Annotated in this window: 13 protein-coding genes; 4 read left to right on the forward strand and 9 right to left on the reverse strand. The window is 73.6% G+C overall.

All coding sequences use genetic code 11. The annotated features are described in order from the left end of the window. Positions 1 to 4: 4 nt before the first annotated feature. Positions 5 to 463, reverse strand: coding sequence for a cell division protein SepF (locus tag AC0693_RS17260; protein ID WP_356413729.1), 459 nt, complete (start codon positions 461 to 463; stop codon positions 5 to 7). 283 nt (positions 464 to 746) lie between these two features. Between AC0693_RS17260 and AC0693_RS17265 the strand changes: the two genes are divergently transcribed. The 4 genes from AC0693_RS17265 (at position 747) to AC0693_RS17280 (ending at position 4616) form a co-directional block, all read left to right on the forward strand. Continuing rightward, positions 747 to 2084 (forward strand): DUF5685 family protein, encoded by a 1338-nt coding sequence (locus AC0693_RS17265; RefSeq protein ID WP_478802275.1) that lies wholly within the window; start codon positions 747 to 749, stop codon positions 2082 to 2084. An 83-nt stretch (positions 2085 to 2167) separates the two neighbouring features. Then, a complete protein-coding gene (locus AC0693_RS17270; protein ID WP_478802276.1) occupies positions 2168 to 2983 on the forward strand; it encodes a DUF1684 domain-containing protein in 816 nt (271 codons plus the stop codon). 88 nt (positions 2984 to 3071) lie between these two features. Continuing rightward, positions 3072 to 4013 carry a S1 family peptidase gene (locus AC0693_RS17275; RefSeq protein WP_469318827.1) on the forward strand — a complete coding sequence of 314 codons (942 nt, stop codon included), beginning with the start codon at positions 3072 to 3074 and terminating at the stop codon, positions 4011 to 4013. 123 nt (positions 4014 to 4136) lie between these two features. After that, a complete protein-coding gene (locus AC0693_RS17280; protein ID WP_469318828.1) occupies positions 4137 to 4616 on the forward strand; it encodes an OTU domain-containing protein in 480 nt (159 codons plus the stop codon). Positions 4617 to 4646: 30 nt separating this feature from the next. Here AC0693_RS17280 and AC0693_RS17285 read toward each other — a convergent pair whose 3' ends face one another. From AC0693_RS17285 to AC0693_RS17320, 8 genes are all read right to left on the reverse strand, one after another. Beyond that, positions 4647 to 5543, reverse strand: coding sequence for a DUF4231 domain-containing protein (locus AC0693_RS17285; RefSeq protein ID WP_468471046.1), 897 nt, complete (start codon positions 5541 to 5543; stop codon positions 4647 to 4649). 100 nt (positions 5544 to 5643) lie between these two features. Continuing rightward, entirely contained in the window at positions 5644 to 9612 is a 3969-nt protein-coding gene (fxsT, locus tag AC0693_RS17290) for an FxSxx-COOH system tetratricopeptide repeat protein (RefSeq protein WP_478802277.1), read from the reverse strand. Next, positions 9596 to 10981, reverse strand: coding sequence for a TIR-like protein FxsC (locus AC0693_RS17295; protein ID WP_469318830.1), 1386 nt, complete (start codon positions 10979 to 10981; stop codon positions 9596 to 9598). The genes fxsT and AC0693_RS17295 overlap by 17 nt, the downstream gene beginning before the upstream one ends. Positions 10982 to 11061: 80 nt before the next feature. Beyond that, positions 11062 to 11931, reverse strand: a complete 870-nt coding sequence (locus AC0693_RS17300; RefSeq protein ID WP_478802278.1) for an AAC(3) family N-acetyltransferase — start codon at positions 11929 to 11931, stop codon at positions 11062 to 11064. Further along, complete coding sequence (gene fxsBH, locus AC0693_RS17305; RefSeq protein WP_468470974.1) at positions 11928 to 14201, reverse strand: radical SAM/SPASM protein FxsBH, inactivated beta-hydroxylase extension form; 2274 nt, start codon at positions 14199 to 14201, stop codon at positions 11928 to 11930. The genes AC0693_RS17300 and fxsBH overlap by 4 nt, the downstream gene beginning before the upstream one ends. Positions 14202 to 14230: 29 nt before the next feature. Further along, on the reverse strand, positions 14231 to 14395 hold the full coding sequence (locus AC0693_RS17310) for an FXSXX-COOH protein (RefSeq protein WP_356413708.1): 165 nt from the start codon (positions 14393 to 14395) through the stop codon (positions 14231 to 14233). A 187-nt stretch (positions 14396 to 14582) separates the two neighbouring features. Beyond that, on the reverse strand, positions 14583 to 15485 hold the full coding sequence (locus tag AC0693_RS17315; protein ID WP_356413706.1) for an alpha/beta fold hydrolase: 903 nt from the start codon (positions 15483 to 15485) through the stop codon (positions 14583 to 14585). A gap of 190 nt (positions 15486 to 15675) precedes the next feature. After that, a complete protein-coding gene (locus tag AC0693_RS17320) occupies positions 15676 to 16791 on the reverse strand; it encodes a DUF3533 domain-containing protein (protein ID WP_478802279.1) in 1116 nt (371 codons plus the stop codon). Between the last annotated feature and the right edge of the window lie 166 nt (positions 16792 to 16957).

The raw sequence follows: 16957 nt of genomic DNA on the forward strand, positions 1-16957 counted from the left end.
CCGCTCAGCTCTGGTTGAAGAAGTCGCGCGTGCGCCCGCCGGGCTCGCCGCTGACGATCTGGGTGTCGGCCGGGGTCAGCAGGAAGACTCTGGTCGCCACCCGCTCGATCGAGCCGCGCAGGCCGAAGGTCAGCCCCGCCGCGAAGTCGACCACGCGCTTGGCGTCGCCCGGGTCCATCGACGACAGGTTCACGATCACCGGAACGCCCTCGCGGAACAGCTCGCCGATGCCCCGCGCGTCGCGGAAGCCGTCGGGCGTCACCGTGGCGATCCGCCGCCCCTGCTCGACGGCCGACTCGGACGCCACCTGGATCCGGGGGTCGGTGACCCACTGCTCGCGCTCGACACCGCCCGAGTGGTTGCTCTGTGCCGCGGCCTCCGCGTACTCGTCGTCGTAGTACCGCTCGTCGCCGCTGTCCTCGACGAGACCCAGCCAGGCACTCGCCTTGCGTACCGAACCCATGGACGCCTCCTTTCACCGGTGTCTGTCTGTCTTCTTCTCCGCGTCCCTATGGTCGACCATGATGCTGACAACGCGCCAAGTGGATAGTCGCCGCGCAGGGGTTTCGTGACGGTACTGGTGCACAACATCCGGTGCGGGCCAAGGTTCCCAGCGTCTACCCACTGCTGACTGAGTGAAAATACGATCGCTGCATCCGTTCAGGTGACCGCAGGGGGCGTACGGGTGAAGGGCCGGGCTCGATACGATGCCCCGCACGCACGCGCTTGACACACGGGGGAACCACTTGTTCGGCATCGTCAGACCCTGCACGCACCGGCTCGGAGACCGGTTCAAGACGGAGTGGACGGCCCATCTCTGCGGACTGTGCCTGGCACTTCGGGGGGACCACGGGCAGTTCGCGCGGATCGTCACCAACTACGACGGGCTGCTCGTCTCCGTTCTGACGGAGGCTCAGTCCGGACCGGCCCCGGGCGCCCGGCGCACGGCGGGCCCCTGCCCGCTGCGCGGGATGCGCACCGCCCCGGTGGCCAACGGCGAGGGCGCGCGGCTCGCCGCCGCCGTCTCCCTGGTCCTCGCCTCGGCGAAGGTACGGGACCACGTGGCCGACCGGGACGGCCTGTTGGCGCGGGCTCCGCTGGCCGCCGCCGCGCGCACCGTGGCCCGGCGCTGGGACCGTGCCGGGGCCCGCACCGGGGCCTCCCTGGGCTTCGACACCGCGGTGCTCGTGGACGCGGTGGACCGGCAGGGCGCCATCGAGGCACTGGCCGGCCCCGGCACCCCGGTGCTGCGGGTGACCGAGCCGACCGAGACCGCCACGGCCGCCGCCTTCGCGCATACCGCGACCTTGGCCGGGCGTCCAGGCAACGCCCCCGCGCTCGCCGAGGCCGGCCGGTACTTCGGGCGGCTCGCGCACCTGCTGGACGCGGTGGAGGACCAGGCCGCGGACGCCGCGGCAGGCGCCTGGAACCCGCTGACGGCCACCGGGACCACGCTCGCCGAGGCGCGGCGGCTCTGCGACGACGCGCTGCACGGGATACGGCTGGCCCTGCGCGAGGCCGAATTCGTGGACGCGGGGCTCGCGCACCGGCTGCTGGTCCACGAGCTGCGGACCTCGGTGGACCGCGCCTTCGGCACCGGCTCCTGCGGGCACACCGGCGCCGGCGCCGCCGCCGGATCCCCCGCACACGGCCACGGCCAGAACCACGGCCACGGCCAGGGCGCCCCGGGCTTCGGCGCGGCGCCGCCCGCCTGGGACGCCGGGAGCGGGGGCCCGTACGGCGCCCCGCACGCGCAGCAGTACGGCGCCAACCCCTACGGGCCGACCGCGCCCGGCGGCCCCGTCGCGCCCCCGCCGAGGGGCCCGGGCGGGCCCGGGGGCGGGAGCGGCGGCGGCTTCGGCGGCCTGCCGCCGCAGAAGCCGCGCCGGGGGCTGCTCGCGGGCTGCGCGGTGTCGATCGGACTCTTCTGCACCTGCCAGCTGTGCTGCACCGAACACGAGGGGCCCTGGTCGCGCCAGAAGCGGGAGGCCTGGTGCGACAACTGCGACTGCGGGTGCTGCGGTGACGGCGGCTGCTGCGATGGCTGTGACTGCTGCGACTGCGGGTGCGACTGCGGCTGCTGATACCGCGTCGGATCAGGTCCGTACGGGGGAGCGTGTCCGGCCGGTCGCGCCCGCGCGGGGGACGCGTGTGGAAACGTGACCGCATGACCCCTGACGCGGCGGACGCCCCCACCGCCTGGACGCACTGGCACGAGCGCCGGGTGGAGGCGGTGTCCGCCCCCTACGGCCCCCTGGCCCTCACCGGTACCCACTGGCTGGCCGACGCCCCGGAGGGTCGAATTCCGGACGTTCCCGGGCAGTGGCGCGAGAGCGCCGGCGCGGTCCAGCTCACCGCCGCCCCCGCCGACGCGCTCACCCTCGACGGGGAGCCCTTCGCGGGGGAGGCGGTGCTCGGCCCCGACGACGGGCCGGCGTCCCGTTCCCGGGTCGCCGCGGGGGACGTACGCCTCGTGCTGATCCGGCCCGAAGGGGCCTGGGCGGTGCGGTCCTACGACCCGCGCTCCCCGGCCCGCGCCGCCTTCGGGACGATCGAAGCCACCCCGTACGACCCGGCGTACGCCCTCCCCGGCCGCTTCCGGGCGTACGGCGAGGACCGGACCGTACAGGTCGAGAACGCCGACGGGCGCGCCCGGGGGCTCGGTCTCGGCGGCGAGCTGTCCTTCGACTTCCAGGGCGCCCCGCACACCCTCCAGGTGGCCGTGGACGAGGACGACGGCAGCCTGTGGGCGGTCTTCGGCGATGCCACCGGCGGGCGCAGCAGCTACCGCTTCCGTTTCCTGCGGCCCGGCGTCCCGGCCGGGGACGGCTCCGTCACGGTCGACTTCAACCGGGCGCTGCTGCCGCCCTGCGCCTTCGCGGACCACTTCATCTGTCCCTTCCCGCCGCCCGGGAACACCCTGCCGTTCGAGATCGCGGCGGGTGAACGGCGGCTGAAACCAGCCCTTGCTACCGGTATCTGACGCCACCACACTCCCGGTCAGTGCTTGTCAGGTGCACGGCCAGGCCCACGCGTCCGCCGCGCCCCGATCCCCTCCGGGAGGACGAGAAATGAGCTTCAGGCACATCCCCCACACCCCCCACACCCCCACCCCCGGCCCCACCCGCGTCCGGGCCCGCGCCCGCACCCGGCTCGCGGTGCTCGCGGCGGGTCTCGCCGCCGTCGCCGCCTTCACCGTCCCCGGGACGGCCAGCGCCAGCTCCGACACCGACGCGCGGGGCCTCAGCGCCGACCGGCTCGCCGCCGTCGGCGCCTCGGTCCAGCGCGCCGACGTCGCGGGCACCGCCTGGTACACCGACCCGGCCACCGGCACCCTCGTGGTGACCGCCGACTCCAGGGTCTCCGCCTCCGACCTCGCCAGAATCAAGCGCGAGGCCGGGGCCGACGCCGGGGCCCTGCGCGTCGAGCGCACCGCCGGCACGCTGCGCAAGCTCATCAAGGGCGGCGACGCGATCTACGCCTCCAACTGGCGCTGCTCGCTCGGCTTCAACGTCCGCAGCGGCACCACGTACTACCTGCTCACCGCCGGCCACTGCACCGACGGCGCGGGCACCTGGTGGACGAACAGCGCGCACACCACGACGATCGGCGCCACCGTCGGATCCAGCTTCCCGGGCAACGACTACGGCCTGGTCCGCTACGACAACACCTCGCTGGCCCACGAGGGCACCGTCGGCAGCCAGGACATCACCAGCGCGGCCAACGCCACCGTCGGGATGTCCGTCACCCGGCGCGGCTCCACCACCGGCATCCACAGCGGCACGGTGCAGGCCCTCAACGCCACCGTCAACTACGGCAACGGCGACATCGTTTCCGGCCTGATCCGCACCAACGTCTGCGCCGAGCCCGGTGACAGCGGCGGCCCGCTCTACTCCGGCACCCGGGCGATCGGCCTGACCTCCGGCGGCAGCGGCAACTGCTCCAGCGGCGGCACCACGTTCTTCCAGCCGGTCACCGAGGCCCTGGCGGCCTACGGGGTCAGCGTCTACTGACCGCACCGCCCGGCGGTGATCCGCCCCACCCGCGCCGGGCGCGCTCCGGTCCGCACCCTGGACGTCCTCCCGCCTTCTGGGAGGATGTCCAGGGTGTCCGGGCAGCACGGGGGAGGCGCGTGGATGAAACGCATCGGAGTGACCGGTCACCGGATCCTTCCCGCCGCAGTGCTCCCCCACGTCGAGGACGGGCTAAGGGCCGTGCTCGGCGGACACGACGGCCCGCTGGAGGCGCTGTCCAGCCTCGCGGAGGGAGCCGACCAGCTCTTCGCCGACATCGCCCTGGAATGCGGCGCCGACCTCACCGTGGTGATCCCCAGCGCCGACTACGAGGCCACCTTCGCCGACGGCGCCCCGCTGGCCGGCTACCACCGGCTGCGGCGCCTCGCCGCCCAGGAGGTCCGGCTGGACTTCGCCCGCTCCACCGACGAGGCGTACTACGCGGCGGGCACCTTCATCGCCGACAGCTGCGACCGGCTCGTCGCCGTCTGGGACGGCCTGCCGGCCCGCGGGCACGGCGGCACGGGCGAGATCGTCGCCTACGCCCGCGCGCTCGGCAAACCGGTCACCGTCCTGTGGCGCGCGGGCGTCGTACGGGACTGACCGCACCGCGGACGACCGCGCGCCCCGGACTCAACTGCTGTGGCGGGCCAGCCAGTCGGTGTGCTGCGGGGAGACGTACCGCTCCGTCTCGTAGACCGCGGAGGGCCACTGCGACTCCGTGATCGTCGTCTGCATCACCACCATCATCGCGGACAGGTCCTGCTCGATCAGCGTGTGCGCCTCGATCAGCGGATGGTGGCGGCGCATCTCGTTCCAGGCGATCCCGGCCGCGGCGGCGGCGCTCAGCAGTCCCGTCAGCCGCGTGCCCGGCCCCGAGCCGAAGGCACCCAGCAGCGCGACCAGCAGGGCCACGCAGGTCAGCAGCACGATCGACCACGACCACACGGCGGTCGCCCGCCGCGAGACCTCCGTCTTGCGCCGGTACCACTTGCGCTGCTCGATCAGCCGGTCCCGTACGTACGTCTCGCGCCGCACCTGGTAGCCGAGCCCGCGCAGCCGGTGCATCGCCCCGGTGATCTCCCCGCCCGTCGGCACCGCCCCGGCGGTCCGCGGGTCCTCCCAGCCCATCTTGCGCAGCTCGTCCAGACCCGCCTCCAGCCGGGTCCCGTACAGCTGCGCGGCATCGGGCACGTCGCTGCCGAACGGCGCGCCGTGCACGGCGTACCGCCAGGCCAGCGACTTGACGAACTCCGCGGCGCTGCGGTTGAGCTGCCACTGCGGGCGGGCCCGGCGCCGGGTGGCCCGCACCCCCACGCCGAGCACCCCGGCGTATGCGAGCGCGCTCAGCATCCCGAACACGTGCAGCGACCCGAGACGGGCCGAGGACGGCAGCGCGCCGGCCACCGCGGCCGCCACGAGCAGCAGCAGCTGCGCACGGACGGCCTGCGTGGACTCCCGCTGCCGGGAGATCGCCGCCTGGTCGGTGTGGTGGAAGAGGGCCGGCAGGTCTTCGTTGCGAAAGGTCATGCTGTCGGTCACGGCGAACCCCCCAGTCTGCGGTCCAGTGGTGCGCGGGGCGGCCGCCGGGACCTGCCCGGTCCCCGGCCGCCGCCCCGCTCGCGGGCGGTCACACCGCCAGCGGCTCCAGGTCGCGGTGGACCCGGCGCTCGTCGCGTGCGTAGCGGGTCAGGCCGTGGTCCTCGCCGAGGAGCCGGGTCAGCTCGTTCACCGCCTCCGCGCGGACCCGCGCGGCCTCCTCCTTGCGGCCCATCGAGTCCAGGCTGACCGCCATGTTCGAGGCGCTCGCCAGGGTTTCGGGGTGGTGCGCGCCGAGCGCCTCGCGCAGCCGCATCACCGCCATCCGCTCCAGCTCCAGCGCGCCCTCCGGATCCCCGAGGTCGGCCAGGGTGTTCGCCAGGTTCAGGTTGGCGAAGATGGTGTGCGGGTGGTTGTCGCCGAGGACCTCGCGCAGGTGCCCGATCACCTGGCGCAGCATGGTCTCGGCGGTCTCCGCGGCGCCCGAACCCCAGTGGAACACCGCGAGGTTGTTGATCGCGGCCAGCGTGTACGGGTGGCGCTCGCCGGGCACCTTCACGTACTCGTCGACGACCTCCTGCGCCAGGTCCCGCGCCCCGGCCGCGTCGCCGATGGCGAACAGGTCGGCGGCCAGGTTGAGTTCGCAGGCCAGCAGGTCCGGGTTGACCGAGGTGTACTTGGCCCGGTAGCGGTTGCGGGTCGCGGTGGTCAGCCGCCGCGCGTCCTCCAGTTCGCCCGCCCGGCGCAGCGAGACGGCGAGGGACTTGGCGGCGGCCAGGGTGCCCGGGAAGGCGCGGCCCAGCTGCCGCTTGTAGATCTCGTAGGTCCGGCTCAACAGCTGCACCGAGTCGTCGTAGCGGCCGACCTCCCGCAGGTCGCGGGCCAGGCTCTGGGCCGAGGACAGGGTGTACGGGTGGTCCGGGCCGAGCACTTCGGTGCGCCGGTCGAAGACCTCCTGGTCGATCTCGCGGGCCCGGGCGTACTGCCCGACCATCCGCAGGTTCAGCGCCAGGTTGTTCGCGGCCGCCAGGGTCCGGGGGTGCGACTCGTGGAAGATCTGGCTGAACCCCTCGTGGGCGGCCGTCGCCAGTTCCATCGCCTCGCCGTAGCGGCCGAGGGTGCCCAGGTCCATCGCCAGGCCGCTGGTGGTCATGTAGGTGTGCGGGTGCGAGGGGCCCAGCGCCGTGCGCTGGCGCTCCAGGGTGACCTCGTCCAGCTCCTTGGCCTCCACGAACCGCCCCTGCGAGCGCAGGATGTTGGACAGGTGGAAGCGCAGGTAGAGGTACTGGAGGTCGTCGCCGCCGAGCGTCTCCTTCCAGGTTTCGCGCAGCTCCTCGCCGAGCTGGTAGGCCGCCTTGAAGTCGCCGCGCTTCCACAGGTAGCGGACCCGGTCGATCAGCAGCCGCCGGGTCTCCGGCTCCTTGCAGAACCGGGCCTCGGACGGGGTCAGGTGCGGCCAGATGGTGTTGAAGCGGGGCCAGGTCTCCGGGTTGTCTATCGGCTCGTCGTCGTCCGGCCGGGCGCCCGCCAGGATCCGGTGCACCGCGTGCCGGGCCTCGCGCTGCTCCTCCTCGCTCAACTGCGCCCGGATCACGGCCTGTACGAGGCGGTGCACCTGGATGCTGTTGCTGACCTGGTCGACCTTGGCCATCGCGAAGCGGCCGATCTCCCGGATCACCCGGCCCAGGACCAGCTTCTCCTGGAGCGAGGAGTCGTAGGGCTTGAGGGCGTCGATCATCTCCTTGCTGTAGAGGAGGTTCGCCGAGATCGGCTCGGGTGCGAAGAACGCGCAGAGCTGGAGCAGCCGCACCGCGGCGGGGGAGCGGCTCTGCAGGCGTTCTATGGAGACGTTCCAGGTGGCCGCGACCGGCTCCGGGTAGCCGGGCGGCTGGTTCAGCGCCAGCACCCTTGCCGCCTGCTGGGCGAGCTGCTCCAGGTAGGCCGAGACGGGCGTCGCGGTCTCCGCGATCCAGGCACCGGCCTGTTCGACGGCGAGCGGCAGGTCGCCGACCGCGATCGCGACCTGCTCGGCGTCGTCCTTGGTGAGCCCGGGGGCCCGCCGCTGGAGGTGCTCGATGGACTCCTCGCGCAGGAAGACGTCCACCGGCAGCGCGTCCCCGTACTGCGACCAGCTCTGGTTGCGGGAGGTGACCAGGACGTGCCCGGGGCCGCCCGGCGGGAAGAACCGCTTGAGGGTCTCCGGGTCGTCCGCGTTGTCGAAGACGAGCAGCCAGCGCGAGGAGGGCACCCCGCGCCGCAGCAGGTCGATCGCCTCCTGCGAGGCCGCCGCCATGTCCTCGCCGGTCTGCGCCCCGAGCCGGACGGCCAGCTCCGCGAGGGCCGCGACCACGTCGTCCGTCTGCTCGGAGGAGATCCACCACACCAGGTCGTAGTCGGCCATGAACCGGTGGACGTACTCCAGCGCGACCTGCGTCTTGCCGACCCCGCCGAGCCCGTAGAGGGTCTGCGGCTGCGGCAGGACCACGGCCATGCCGCCGCCGAGCTGGTCGCGCATGCGCTCCAGCACGATGGAGCGCCCGGTGAACCCGGGGTTGCGGGGCGGCGCGTTCCAGATCTTCGGCACGGTGCCGGGGAAGCGCGGGCCGGGCGCCGTGGCGCTGTTGACGCCGTCGTTGAGGGCCATCGGCCGCTCGACCGCCCGCAGCAGGGCCGTGGTCGCGTGCGCTTCGTCGAGGCGGAAGAGGTCCACCGGATTGCGGTCGATGTACGGGGTGCTCAGGCGTACGTCGCCCACGCGCAGCGGCACCAGCTGGCGGCGCCCGCCGGTCGGGTCCTCGGCCGCGGCCCGCTCCCAGACGTTCACCGCCCGGGCGGACTTGAGGTAGGCGCTGGAGAGCAGCACGACGGTCCGGGCGGCGGTGTCGATGCTGATCCCCGCGCCGCCGAGGGTGTCCCCGGGGGTGGCCTCGGGCGGGCGTTCCGCGGAGACGTCCTTCGGCACGACCCGGAAGCCGGCCCGGGTGAGCACCGACTCGATCCAGTCGGCCCACATCCGGTTCTCGGCGACGTAGGAGAGGAAGAGGTCGGCGGGCAGGGCGGGGCGGCGCCGGGTGAAGGCGTCGCGGATGCGCAGCCGCACCTCCTCGCCGATGGCGGGCATGGAGGTGATCTCGCCCTCGGTGACCACCGTGGTGAGCCGTTCGAAGGCGGAGAGCAGGGAGTTGGTGAGCCCGGCCTCGTCGCCGAAGGTGGCCAGCGTCTCCTCGTAGGCGTAGTAGGGCCGGTAGGGGATCTCCACAGCGCCCCAGTAGGCGGTGAGTTCGTCGCCGCCCAGGCCGCTGGGGAAGCGGTCGAACTTGATCCGGGCCAGCGCGCGGCCCGCGTCGGCCTTCTCCTTCTCGCCCTCGTCGATGCGCATCGGGACCGGGTAGATCTTGATGCCGCGGTCGTTGAACCGCTCGTCGATCTGCCGCGCCACCGAGGCGGCGCCGTCGATGGACTGGTCGGAGAGGGTGAAGCAGTCGACCAGGATGTCGGGGAGGTGGACCGTGCAGATGTCGGCGATGTCGCTGAGCCCGGTCCGGCTGTCGATGAGGACGTAATCGTAGTTTCGCTTCATGTCCTCGCGCAGGGCGTCGAAGAAGTGGCCGCCGCCGAGCCGGTCGTAGAAGTTGTCCCAGTCGAAGGTGGAGACGGTGGCGGAGTACTCGCGGTTCTGCCGGCCCGCGGAGACGAAGTCGAGGGTGCCGCCGTCGGGGAACTCCCAGCCGAGGGTCTCGGGCGTGAGGGAGACCGCGTGCGGCTGGATCCGCGCGTAGTCCTTGTGCCAGTCGTCGGAGCGCTGCGCCGGGCTGGTCGCCGCCCAGGCGTACTCGCTGATCAGGTCGATGATCCCGGTGGTGGCCCCGAGGGTGGAGGGGTCCAGGAACGGGTGGAAGAAGCGGTGCAGCCCCGGGGCCTCCAGGTCCCAGTCCACGGCGAGGACCCGCTTGCCGTTGGCGGCGAGGATCCAGGCGGTGTTGGCCAGTGCCATGGTGCGGCCGGTGCCGCCCTTGTACGAGTAGAAGGTGACGATCCGTCCGTCACGACTGGCTGTCATCCGCGTCCCCCGCTTCGTTGGTCGGTCCGTCGGCGTCCGGGTGCTGCCCGCTGGTGCGGGTGTGGTGCCCTTCGGTGTCGGGCGGGAACGGCGCGGGCGGCGGCGCCGGTGGTCCGGTCATGCCCATCGGCCCGAGCAGCCGGGGCCGTTCGGAGTGCGCGCCGCCCGCGGGCGGATAGACCTGGGCGTGTCTGAGGAACTGCTGCGCGGCCGCCTCGACCACCTGCGGCAGGATCTGCCCGAGCGTCTCCATGTTCGCCACCCCGTTGGCGGCGGCCCGGCAGGCGATCCGGCCCTGGCTCATCTTGACCGGCATGGTGTCCTCCAGCCGGCCGGTCAACTCGGCTTCCCTGGCCCGGCTCTGGTGGTCGTAGCGGTTCCACGGCACGACCACGCTCACCCAGGGCCGCGGGTCCTGGTCGAAGGCGGCCAGGCGCTGGCGGCGCAGGTCGTCGGCGACGGCCCAGCGGTCGACGATCAGGATCTCCGGGCGGGTCGGCGGCTGCTTGGTGTCGAAGTGCCCGGCGTCGTCGTCGAAGGAGGCCAGGGTGGTCTGGTAGTTGAGGGAGCGCACCAGGTCCTCCGCGACGTAGGCCACGGGCCGCTGGGCCGCCGGGTGGTAGGGGTTCCAGTCCAGGGCGCTGTCGCCGTAGTACTCGGGGCTGCGGCCCTCGGGCAGGTCGTGCCGGGTGGCTGCGGCCACCGTGACGTGCAGGGTGCGGGCCGCGGTCCCGGTACCGCCCGCGGCTCCGGGACCGCCGAAGGCGCTGGGCACCACCCGGTAGTCCATCGGGCGGCTGATCTCCAGGCGCACGGACTCGGCGACGCGCACGATGCGCTTGGCCAGTTCGTAGACGGCCCGCTCGTACTGCTCCGCGTACCCGCGCAGTTTGATCAGACCGTAGAGCCCGTCGGTGACGTAGCGCTCGCCGAAGGTGTTGTGGTTGAACTGGAGCCGCTCGGCGGGACCGGGCAGCTGCGCGGGCGGCACCGGCACCCACAGGGCGGGCACGATGGCCTCGGCGGGTTCGCCGCTGACGGCGGTCCGCTGGATGGTGCGGTGCGCGAAGGCGAACCATTCCTTTCCGCACATCTCACTGGCGAAGTACCGCGGCGAGAACAGCGGGACGAAGACCCGGCAGGTGGCCAGCGCCGTGCCGAGCCGTTCCGACCAGCCTTCACCGCTGCGTATCTCCCGGTCCATGAAACCGGCGTCGGCTCCGGCGGGCAGATCGGTGAGCGCCATGACGTGTCCGGAGAGATCACGGAAAAGCCGCTCCACCCACATGTCCGGGTCGGGCCCCCCGGCCCCGAACCTCGGCGTATGCGCATAACTGAGAAAAAAGTACGGCTGCACTGATGCGGGCACACGACCCCCGTCCCGAAGATGTGAAGCGAAGAAACATCATTCCGGAGCTGCTTCGCCACATCGCCTCATGGTTCAGTCAATCAGCGTCTGTTTTCGGTCATCCAGGTAACGGCGTGATCAACGGCATCAGGAATACCGAAGATCGTGGCCGACGCCCCTCCCAGCCGCCCGTCGCGCACCTTGTGCGGCGGAAAGGCCCGGCCGATCTCCGCGAAATCACCGTCGTCGAGCGCGACGTCCTCGTACGCCGTCCACTCCTCCCCCTGCCGCCGCCCCGGATGGTTCACCTTCACCACACACGCGTACATGCGCAAGGGCGGCTTCGGAATTCGATACTCCGCGAGATGGAAAGCGGTACAGACGGAAAATCCCACATTGATCATCAGTACCTGCCCCCCCTCCCGGCACAGCGTTCCCAACGGCGAATCCTCACCCAGATGGCAGGTCAGCCGGTGCCCGGCGGCGAACCGCCCCGCGTCCGCGCCCAGCACCGCGAAGGAGGTCTGCGGATGGCCGCTGCGCACGGCCCCCGGCGCGGTGCGCACCGCCTCCGCGAAGACGCCCATGTCCTCGCTCGGGGTGCGCGCCGGATCGAAGGCGGGCATCCGCTCCCGGAAGGCCGCCGCCTCGGCGTCGCTGAGGACCGCCGTCCGGGCCAGGTGGGCGCTGGAGGTGCGGGAGTTGGCCGCGGTGAAGGCGGGGACCACCAGCGTGCCGCGGGGGCCCAGCACCCCGAGCAGGGCCTCGCGCAGCCGCTCGGCGCGCAGTCCGGTGCCGCGCAGCGAGGCGTGCACCAGGAGCCGCGCCCCGGGGCGCACCCCGAGCAGCCGCAGCTGGGCGGCGAGGGCCGGCACGCTCGGGACGGCCGCGGCCGGGCGGGTGGCGGGGAGCGGGGCCGACGGGGTGGCGGGGGGAGGGGCCGGGGGCGCGGCGGGCGTGCGGCCGCTCACGCGTCGACCGCCTTGGCCTCCCAGCGCAGCTCCTCCACCAGCCGCTTGCCGGTGCTGGTCAGTTCGGCCGCCCCGGCGAGCCGGTCCAGCGCCCGGTGGATCCGGTCCGTGCCCGCCGGGTAGTGCGGCTCGGTGGCCCGCCGGTACGCCTCCACGGCGACCCGCTCGTGCACGTCCGCCAGCAGCCGGGACACCGGAACCGGCCGCTCCCGCCAGGGCGAGGGGTGCTCCCAGGCCCCGTCCAGCGCGTACAGGTCGGTCACCTCCGTCAGCGCCCGCAGCCGGGCCCGCCGCTGCCCGGTCAGCAGCGCCAGGGCGGTCTCCCCGACCCCCGCCGCGTACGGCAGGCCGAGCGCGCCGGGGCCGTGGCGGCCCGCCTCGCCCCAGCCGACCGCCCGCGGGCCGCCCGCCAGCGGGGTCAGGGTGCTCACGCTGCCCGCCGCCGCCCGCGCGAACTCCGGTACCGCCCGGTGCAGCAGCGCCCAGGCCGCGCCGAGGCGCTCGCGCCACTCCTCGGCCTCGCCCGCGCCGAGCCGCAGCCGCGGGGGGCGGGCGAAGCAGGTGCGGTACGGGTCGAGGTCGTCCAGCGCCACCGCCGGGCCCCGCGGTCCCGGCGACCAGGACCGTACGGGCTGCCAGCGCGCGTCCCCGGCGGCCCGGCCGAAGCGGTGCGCGGAGCGGCCGTCGTGGGCCGTGTAGCCCTCCCCGGCGGCCCGCAGCGTGGCCCGGCCGTCGGTGCCGGGCTCCCCGAGCCGCAGCAGCCCCAGCGTGGGCAGGTACACCTCGCCGTCCCGGTAGGCCACCTCGGCCGGCAGGTCCAGGCCGCCGCGCAGCACGGCGGCGGCGGCCAGCGCCGCCAGCCGCAGCGCCGCCTCCGGCCCGTCGGGGCGCCCTTCCCCGGCCGCGTCCAGGGCGGCCAGCACCCAGGTCCGGGTGTAGGGGTGCGCCAGTACGGCGTCCAGCGCGTCCGCCCCCGCACCGCCCGCGTCCTCCACCGCCCCCAGCAGCTCCCAGGCCCGCGCCCAGGCGGCCCCGCCCTCCGCGCGGGGGGCGAACTCGGTCAACTCCGCGTGCAGCCGGGCGAGCAGGACCCGGGTCAACTGGTGCTGGGAGGCGCCCAGTTCGGCCGGATCGGTCAGCTCGGCGGCGGTCGCCTCGGCGGCGGTCCGGCCCTCGACCCCGTCGACCAGTTCGCGCAGGTCGGCGCAGTAGACGGAGGGGTTGGCGAAGCCGTTCGCGGCGCGGTAGCGGTGGGTGTAGAGGCCGCCGCCGCACGAGCGTACGACGGGGCAGCGGCGGCATTCCCCGCTGACGCCCGCCAGCCCGAGCTGCCGGGCGCGCACCCCCGGATGGGCCGCGACCTGGTCGAAGGTGTGGGAGAAGACGTCGAAGCCGGTGGCGGCGGCGCCCTCGTAGGCGCTCTTGAGCGAGTCGACCTGCTCCAGGGTCCCGTCCGTCTCCACGACCACGAGGTCGGTCGGTGCCAGCCCCAGGGACTCGGTCAGGCTGGGGCCGCCGCGCAGGGTGCTGGCCAGCGATTCGAAGATCCGTACGGGCACGGGACGGCCGATCCGGTCCCAGTGGTCGAAGACGCGCAGCAGCCAGCGGGCGTAGGCGTCGGGGGCGCCGTCCGGGCGTGGCGGCGGGCTCTCCCACGTGGCGTGCGGGAGCAGGAAGTCCACGCGCGGGGGTTCGAGGGCGACGAGGGCGTCGAGCACGGCGACCGGGTCGTTGGCCACGTCCACGGTGCACAACAGGCCCTGGTAGAGGTGGCGGTAGGGGGCCGAACGGAGCAGCGCCACGGCGGCGAGGACCTGCGGGTGGCTGGTGCGGCCGTCCGCGAAGCGGCGGTGGCGGTCGTTGGCGGCGCGGTCCCCGTCGAGGGAGATGCCGACCCGGACGCCGAAGGCGGCGAAGAGGTCGAGGTAGCGCGGGCTCAGCTGGAGGCCGTTGGTGTGGATGCGCAGGTCCAGCGCGGCGGTTCCGGCGAGGGCCCGGGTGAACTCCTCGCACACCAGCCGGAGCCGGTCCGGTCCCGCCAGCAGGGGTTCCCCTCCGTGAAGAATCACCGTGACGGAGGGGAGTGCATGATCACGGGCATGTTCGGCGAGCCGCGACGCGGTGTGCGAAATGACCTCGGGGGAGATCACCTTCGGCCGGGCTCGCCAGCTCTGATCTGCGTGTTCATAGACATAGCAATGATCACAAGCGAGATCGCATCTGCTGTGAACCTTCAGGACGATCTCGCGAAAAGCGATCAGGCCGGTCATTCCACCAGTCTAGAGCGCCTGCTTCGGGGTCAGAGCGCAGAGTTGAAGATGGGTGCCTGAACCGGTCGGCCGGATTCCGCGCGCAGCACTCGTCCGAGCGCGACGGCGGAAGACGCGCTGCGGACGTCGATCTGGGCGAGCGGGACCCGGTGGGTCTTGACCGTGCTGGTCGCGGGGGTTGCGGAAGTGTTCACGACACCGTCCTTGAGGGGGCCATGTGAATGGGCGGGGGATTGACAAGAGCGTCACGCTCGTGTCATGCGTGGACTTTACTCGTCCACGCCCTATTGGCAACCGGGACATGACGCATGGTCAAGCGTTCTAGGGAAAGAGTGACGCATTTCCTTTTCCGGTCACCCGCGGGTCCCCGCGCGGTCGCCGTCAGGCGGGCCGCCGGTGCTGTTCGGGCGGGCCGGGGAGGTCGCGCAGCAGCCAGGTGAGGATCTCCGGCAGGGCGCGCAGGGCCGCGAAGTGGGCCGCGCCGGGGTCGATGGTGGCGGTCGCGCCGGGGATCCGCTCGGCCAGCCAGCGCGAGTGGCCGACCGGGGAGAACACGTCCTGTTCGCCGTGCCAGATCATCACCGGGCAGCGGATGCCGGCCGGGTCGAACCCCCAGGGGCTGCACAGGGCGAGGGCGTCGTCGATCCAGCCGTCCGCCGAATTGCGCAGCCCCTCGCGGAAGTTGCGCAGAAGCATCGAGCGCAGCCCGGCGTCCGCGACGATCATCCGGTCGTTGTCGGTGAGTTCGATGCGCAGTTCGTCCAGCAGTCGCCCCGGGTCCTTGCCGATGGCGGCGGCCCGCGGGGTCAGCCGGGCGGCCAGTTCCTCGGGGTCCACCGAGGCGGTGGTGTACTCGCGCACGTTCGAGGCGGTCATGCCGTCGAACCAGTCGAGCCCGTCCGCGTCCCACGGCGCGAGGCCGACCAGGGCCGCCGTCCGGGTGACCCGCTCGGGCAGCAGCGCCGCGCAGGCCAGGGCGTGCGGGGCGCCGCCGGAGCGGCCGGCCACGGCGAACCGCTCCAGCCCGAGGGCGTCGGCGATGGCGGCCACGTCCTGGACGGCGTCGGCGACCGTGCGGCCGCGCAGCCGGTCGGAGTCGCCGTAGCCGGGGCGGTCGTAGGCGATGACCTGCATCCTGCGCTGGTAGAGGACCATCCCCCGGGGGGCGGGGCCGAGCCTGCTGCCCGGAGTGCCGTGCAGCAGGAAGACGGGTCTGCCGCGCGGGTCGCCGAAGCGCTCCACCATCAGATGCCGTCCGTCCGCGGTGCGCACCCGGTTGTGCACGCGTCCCTCCCTCACGGTCGACGGTGAAGCCGTCCAGGTGATTGTGCGCGCTGGGGGAGGAGCGCGGTAGGGCGCACTCGCGGGGCCTTTCCGGCGCCCGCGCTTCCGCTTCCGGGCGGCTCTTCCGGGTGGCGCGGGGCCGTCCTCCGTACGGGCCCGCGCGAGGGTGGGCGGGCCCGTACGGGGGTGCTCACACGGCGCTCTCGTCGGCGGCGTCCGACCCGGGCAGGCCGCTGCCCACGGCCGGTCCCGGGCGCCCCCGGTGGGCGAGGGCGCAGGCCAGGGTCACCGCGGAGCCGAGGAGGGCCCAGCCCGCCAGGATCAGCATCGGGGGGCCGGTGCCGTTGCCCTTGAAGTAGGCGATGGAGCGGGCGGCGTAGGTGCCCGCGCCCGGCGGCAGGACGGGACCGATGGTCTTCCAGAACGGCGGCAGCAGCGGGTAGGGGTAGGCGCCGCCCGCGCTCGGGTTGCCGAAGACGACCACCAGCAGGATGGCCAGGCCGATGCCGACCACGCCGGCCAGCCCCTGGAGGGCCAGGGTGATCGCGCCGACCGCGAAGACGACCAGGGTGCCGAGGCCCCACAGGGCGGGGATGCTGCCGGGCAGCGCGTCCAGCACCGGGCCCGCGATCACCGCGCCGAGCAGCCCGGCGGCCAGGGAGTACACCAGCAGCGCGCCGAGCCGGATGACGGCGCGGGCGGAGTTGGCGGGCCGGGCCCCCGCGCTGATCGCGAGGATCGCGGCGCACAGGTAGCCGCCCACGCACCAGCCGACGACGAGGTAGAAGGAGCTGAGGCCGCGCCCGTCGCCCGCGGCGGAGGGCGCCACGTCGGTGACCGCGACCGTGCGGCCCTGGGCCTTCTCGGCCCGGCCGACGACCTCTTCGAGTGCCTGGGAGAGCGAGGCGCCGGCGCCGCCCGCGACGAGCAGCCGGTCGGTGGTGCCGCCGGGGTCGATGATCAGTGCGCCGTCCACGTCCCGGTTGCGGATCTGGCGCAGGGCGGTGGCCTCGTCCTTGACCGCGCGGGGGTCGAGGGGCGTGCCGGGCAGCGCGCCGAGCTGCTGCACGGACCGCTCGGTGAGCCGGGCGGCGGGGGCGGTGACCGCCAGCGGGATCTCGCTCGGCTTCGGGTGGTGGAAGGCGCCGATGTAGGAGGTGATGAAGGCGAGCTGGAGCGCCAGCACCCCCAGGACGAGCAGGGCTGCCCGGGTGGTCACGGCGTCCTTGACCTCGGTGAGGAAGCCGCCGGACGGGCGGGCGGTGCTGCCCGAGGGGCCTGCTGCGGTATCGGTGGGCCGGTTCATGCCTTCACGCTCGACCGGACGGGGTCCGGGCGCAGCAGGGGTGGGCCGAACGGATGACCGGACGTCCGGTGCGCGAACCCGGGCGGTCGAACATGTGTTTCGCACGGACATTCGAATTGCTCTATGGTGGAGAGCGGGGGAGGGCGAAGGAGTGTCGGGCGCATCG

Source organism: Streptomyces sp. NPDC043876 (genome assembly GCF_056435825.1).

Excerpts from the sequence above, each read along its gene's own strand:
- AC0693_RS17320 (WP_478802279.1), bottom strand. The coding sequence starts at position 16,791 with ATGAACCGGCCCACCGATACCGCAGCAGGCCCCTCGGGCAGCACCGCC.
- AC0693_RS17270 (WP_478802276.1), top strand. The coding sequence starts at position 2,168 with ATGACCCCTGACGCGGCGGACGCCCCCACCGCCTGGACGCACTGGCAC.
- fxsT (WP_478802277.1), bottom strand. The coding sequence starts at position 9,612 with ATGACAGCCAGTCGTGACGGACGGATCGTCACCTTCTACTCGTACAAG.
- AC0693_RS17260 (WP_356413729.1), bottom strand. The coding sequence starts at position 463 with ATGGGTTCGGTACGCAAGGCGAGTGCCTGGCTGGGTCTCGTCGAGGAC.
- AC0693_RS17280 (WP_469318828.1), top strand. The coding sequence starts at position 4,137 with ATGAAACGCATCGGAGTGACCGGTCACCGGATCCTTCCCGCCGCAGTG.
- AC0693_RS17285 (WP_468471046.1), bottom strand. The coding sequence starts at position 5,543 with ATGACCTTTCGCAACGAAGACCTGCCGGCCCTCTTCCACCACACCGAC.
- fxsBH (WP_468470974.1), bottom strand. The coding sequence starts at position 14,201 with ATGACCGGCCTGATCGCTTTTCGCGAGATCGTCCTGAAGGTTCACAGC.
- AC0693_RS17275 (WP_469318827.1), top strand. The coding sequence starts at position 3,072 with ATGAGCTTCAGGCACATCCCCCACACCCCCCACACCCCCACCCCCGGC.